General features: G+C 71.2%; 5 protein-coding genes. 3 read left to right on the forward strand and 2 right to left on the reverse strand.

Annotation, left to right across the window (positions count from 1 at the left end):
• Positions 1 to 251: 251 nt before the first annotated feature.
• Positions 252 to 914, reverse strand: a complete 663-nt coding sequence (locus tag ACFSL4_RS15605) for a Tat pathway signal sequence domain protein (RefSeq protein WP_381082866.1) — start codon at positions 912 to 914, stop codon at positions 252 to 254.
• A gap of 628 nt (positions 915 to 1,542) precedes the next feature.
• Here ACFSL4_RS15605 and ACFSL4_RS15610 point away from each other — a divergent pair.
• Positions 1,543 to 2,205, forward strand: a complete 663-nt coding sequence (locus ACFSL4_RS15610; RefSeq protein ID WP_381082868.1) for a DUF6230 family protein — start codon at positions 1,543 to 1,545, stop codon at positions 2,203 to 2,205.
• Positions 2,205 to 2,624, forward strand: a complete 420-nt coding sequence (locus tag ACFSL4_RS15615; protein ID WP_381082870.1) for a DUF6114 domain-containing protein — start codon at positions 2,205 to 2,207, stop codon at positions 2,622 to 2,624. Before ACFSL4_RS15610 ends, ACFSL4_RS15615 begins: the two co-directional genes overlap by 1 nt.
• A gap of 154 nt (positions 2,625 to 2,778) precedes the next feature.
• Here the strand turns inward: ACFSL4_RS15615 and ACFSL4_RS15620 are convergent, their stop codons facing one another.
• A complete protein-coding gene (locus ACFSL4_RS15620) occupies positions 2,779 to 3,123 on the reverse strand; it encodes a hypothetical protein (protein WP_381082872.1) in 345 nt (114 codons plus the stop codon).
• Between the two features lie 249 nt (positions 3,124 to 3,372).
• On the opposite strand from ACFSL4_RS15620, the gene ACFSL4_RS15625 reads away from it, so the two are divergent.
• Positions 3,373 to 4,617: a cytochrome P450 family protein gene (locus ACFSL4_RS15625; protein ID WP_381082874.1), complete on the forward strand. Its 1,245-nt coding sequence runs from the start codon at positions 3,373 to 3,375 to the stop codon at positions 4,615 to 4,617.
• Positions 4,618 to 4,687: the final 70 nt, after the last annotated feature.

Raw genomic sequence — 4,687 nt, forward strand, 5'->3', positions numbered from 1 at the left:
CGTGCCGGGCACCCGGGCGGCGGCCGCCGCGTCCCGCTCCGGTTCCGGCGGCGGCGGCGGCCCGACGATGGCGCTGATGGCGCTGATGGCGGGCGGCGGCGCGGCGGTGGCTCTGCTCGCGGGGGGGGGTGCCGCGCTGGCGCTGCGCCGGCGGCGCGGATGAGGACGGCCGCCCTCCCGCAACCGGAACAGGACGACCGCCCCGGCTCCGCGGAGCGCCGGAAGCGGTCGTCCACCCGGATCGCCGGCCGTCAGTTGACGTAGACCGGGCTGCTTCCCTGACTGGTGTCGGTGACCGGGGCGTACTTCGCCGTGAAGAAGCCCTTGGCGAAGCACAGGGACGAACCAGAGGACTTGGTGAACTGCTGGTTGGTGAAGGTGATGCTGTTGTCGGCGTTGCTCGCCGTGCCGGTCAGGCTCGGGGCCTGGTAGACGCAGGTGATCGTGCCGAGCAGGGTGCGCAGCTTCACCGTGGTCTGGATGGTGGAGCCCGCGGCCGGGGTGACGGTGACCGTGCCGCCGGAGGTGACGGAGGTCGAGTAGGGCAGGTTGTCGACGTTGATGCTGGAGACGCTCAGGACACCGGTGACGTTGCTGGTGCAGCTGCTGCTGTCGAAGCTCTGGCCGGTGAGCGACTCGGTCGCGGTGCCGGGCGCGGCCGGGTTGTCGGTGACGGTGGCGCTGAACGAGGAGGACGTGCAGGTGACGCCACTGGTGCCGGTGCTGCTGGAGTAGAGCGTGGCCGCGGTGCCGCTGGCGAGCGACGCGTCGAGGACATCGCCGACGGCGACGGCGGTGCCGCCCGCGCCGCCGGTGGTGAGCACGGTGCCGTCCGCGGAGGCGGGGGTGGCCGCTGCCACGGCGAGGGCCGCGGCGGCGCCGGCGACGGCGAGCAGGGATCGGGTCGAACGCATGGGGGTGCCTCTTCTCCGAAGTGAGGGCCTGTGCGGGTGGTGTGCCGCTGCCGGTCCGTGACGCCTTCTCCGTACGTGACGGACCAACAGCGACGAACGGGGCACGGGGAACAGACCGCGGACAGGGGAACGCGGCCGTACCGGTGCCGCGGAGGGGTGGTACAGGATCACGAGCGGTGTGAAGGATCCGTACATCGCACGGAGCGTGCAGAGGTGTCACCAACGCCCTGGAAGGACGGGCCGGGAGAGCGACGTGCTCCGTGCGAACGGATCCGGCGCCACGGATCCGTGGGAAAACAGTGGCAGTTGTAGACCTGATGAACCGTCAACGTCAAGGAGTTTCAACCAAGTTGGTGTTGAAAGGCACAAGCGCAAGCACATTCGGGCCATTGCCGGTCCGGATCCGGACGCAGCCCGCGCACGGGCGTCACACAATCGACACCTCTTTGCCACAACTCCCTTGACCGCTCGCTGTAACCCCGGGTAACTTCCTCGTCGGCCCACTGCCGCGCCACGAGTAAGCCCTTGCACACGCCGGGAGGTGTGAGGAGGTGCGCGCGGCAGCTGTCCGCGCCAGGACAACGTGCCAGCGAAGCCCTACTTGCATTGACTATGCCCAGGAGCAGACATGGCCTCGTCCCCGGACGCCACGGCGTCCACCGGTTCCACCCCCGAGCGCCCCGGCGAAGGGTCGCCCGAGAGACGCGGGCGGGTCCGCCTGCGCCGCGCCGCGGTGATGGCGGTGCCTGCCACCGCGATCGCCGCGGGACTCATGATCCTCACGGCCCAGGGCGCGCTCGGCGTCCAGTTCGCCATCTCCGGGATGCCGTTCACGGTCACCGCCACGAACCTCGACGGCACCGGATTCGAGCAGTTCGGCGCTCTCGACAACATGGCCGACGACAGCCCGAACGCCGGCGACACCGGCGGCCAGGTACTGGTCATCACCTCAGCGATCAAGAACGCGACGCTCACCAAGCTGTGCCAGAGCGTCGACCTGGGCGGCACCAACCTTCTCATCACCGCGGGCAGCGGTGCCGAGAAGGTGACCGCGAGCGATCTGACCACCGACTCCACCGAGCTGTCCGGCGACGCCGCGTTCAACAACATCGAGATCGGCAACGACGCGAGCACGCTGGACAAGGCGGGGGTCCAGGGCCCCAAGGGCGTCTTCAGCCAGCAGGCCGACACCGTGCACATCGGCAACCTGCGGCAGACCAACTACGCGACCACGGCTGGCGTGTTCAAGCTGCCCGGGCTCAAGCTCCGCTTCAGCGACACGGGCTGCTGATGAGCGGCCGAGCAAGGACCGCCTTCCGGCGGTGGCGAGCGGCCCGTCCCTTCTGGGGCGGGCTGCTGCTGGCGTTGGGCGGGGCGGAGATCCTTCTCACCGAGAAGGCGTCGCTGAAGGTGGTCATGCACATCGGCATGCAGGGGCTGGCGGGGTATCTCCTGCCGACGGTGATGCTGCTGTGCGGTCTGCTGATCCTCTTCAACCCTCAGCAGCGGCTGTTCTACTCGATCATCGGCATCCTGCTGTCGCTGGGCACCTGGCTCACGTCCAATCTGGGCGGTTTCCTGATCGGCCTGCTGCTGGGCGCGACGGGCAGTTGTCTCGCCTTCGGCTGGCTGCCGGACCAGGAACCCCGCCGGGGCCTGCTGCGCCGCCGTCGCGCACCGTCCCCCACCGCGGACACGGCCACGTCCTGACCACCCTTCCGCACCTCGGCGGGCGGGCCTCCGCCGCCCCCACGCCCCACCGCACGGGGCTCCCCACCGGGCCTCGCCCGCCGAGGCCGAGCCGTCGCCGGCCGGGCCCCGCCGGCGACGGCGACCCTGCCCGGCGGGGGCCGGCGACGGCAGGTCAGGGGGAGGTCAGGGCCGAGTGGAGGCGGTGGGCGGTGGTGCACTCGCGTTCGCGGGAGGGCGGGACGCGCCAGTACAGGCCCGGTCCCGTCGTGCGGTGCAGCGGCGGAACGGCCACATGGCAGCCCGAGCCGAGCACCTGCACCCCCGGCAGCCGCCAGCCGTCCGCCGAGTCCGGCAGCACGAGCCAGTACAGGATGCCCCCGAAACCGTCCTTGATCACGGCGCCGGTCTCGTCACCGAGGTGCTGCAGCGTGCGCGCCCCGAGCGCGAGGGGCACACGGACCGCGTCCCACCACCGCCCCGCGGGCATCGTCCGCACCTCGGCGCTGTAAGGGCGCATCCATCGCGGCGCCCCACTGTCCGTCCTGCCGAACACAAGCCCTCCCAGGCTTCCGAACAACCGACCTCCCCCTCACCCCCTCCTCACCCCATCCGCCCATCACCCTAGGACCGGCCCACCGGGTGAACTTGCCTGCACGCGCAGGGAAGTTGCGCGCGTACGCAACGCCGCACCCCGCCCCCGTGGCAGCGCTCCCCCTCCGCGTACGGTGACGCGTCGTACGGACGTCCGAATGCCAGGGAGGCTCCGATGGGGAACCCGACCCCCATAGTGATTGACGCGACCGGTCGTGACATCCACGGCGAGGCCGCACGCATCCGCGCCCGGGGACCGGTGACCCTCGTCGAGCTCCCCGGCGGGGTGCCGGCCTGGGCCGTGAGCGACGCCGACCTGCTGAAACGGCTGCTCACCGACCCCCGGGTGTCCAAGGACCCGCGACAGCACTGGACCACCTGGATCGACGGCAAGGTCTCCCCCGAGTGGCCGCTGTACACCTGGGTCGCGGTGCAGAACATGTTCACCGCGTACGGCGGCGACCACAAACGGCTCCGCGGGCTCGTCTCCAGGGCGTTCACTCCCCGTCGGATCGCCGCGCTCCAGCCCCGCATCGAGGAGATCACCGCGCAGCTGCTCGACCGGGTCGGCCAGGCCGGGCGCACCGGCGAACCCGTCGATCTGCGCGAGGAGTTCTGCTACCCGCTGCCGATCCAGGTGATCAGCGAGCTGTTCGGCCTGCCGGAGGAGAAGGGCGCCGAGCTGCGGTCCCTGGTCGACAGCATCTTCCACACCTCGGCGAGCCCGGAGGAGGTCACCGACACCTACGGGCGGCTGTACGCCACCCTGGGCGAACTGGTCGCGTCCAAGCGCGAGTCGCCCGGCGACGACCTGACCTCCGGGCTGATCGCGGCCCGTGACGAGGAAGGGGACACCCGGCTCACCGAGCAGGAACTCCTCGACACACTCGTGCTGTTGATCAGCGCCGGCCACGAGACGACGGTCAACCTCCTCGACAACGCCGTCCACGCCCTGCTCACCCACCCGGAGCAGCTGGCGCACGTCCGCACGGGCCGCGCGTCCTGGGACGACGTGATCGAGGAGACTCTGCGCGTCGATTCGCCCGTCGCCAGCCTGCCTCTGCGGTACGCCGTCGAGGACCTGGCGATGAGCGAGTTCGGCGGCCCCGAGGAGGTGTCGATCCGCAAGGGCGAGGCGATCCTGGCCGCGTACGCCGCCGCCGGGCGCGCCCCCGAGCGGTACGGCCCGGACGCCGACCGCTTCGACGTCACCCGCGCCGACAAGGAACACCTCGCCTTCGGTTACGGCGTCCACTTCTGCCTGGGCGCGCCGCTCGGCAGACTGGAGGCGCGCATCGCGCTGCCGACCCTGTTCGAGCGGTTCCCGGATCTCAGGCTCGCCGTGTCCGAGGAAGAGCTGGAGCCCGTCGACTCGTTCATCTCGAACGGCCACCGGGCCCTTCCGGTGCGCCTGGCCTGACCGTCTCCAGGGTCACTCACCGCGCCACCACGCCAGCAGCCGGGCCCAGCCGTTCCTCGGCCGGTCGGCC

Source organism: Streptomyces caeni (assembly GCF_042678285.1).
Lineage (GTDB): Bacteria > Actinomycetota > Actinomycetes > Streptomycetales > Streptomycetaceae > Streptomyces > Streptomyces caeni.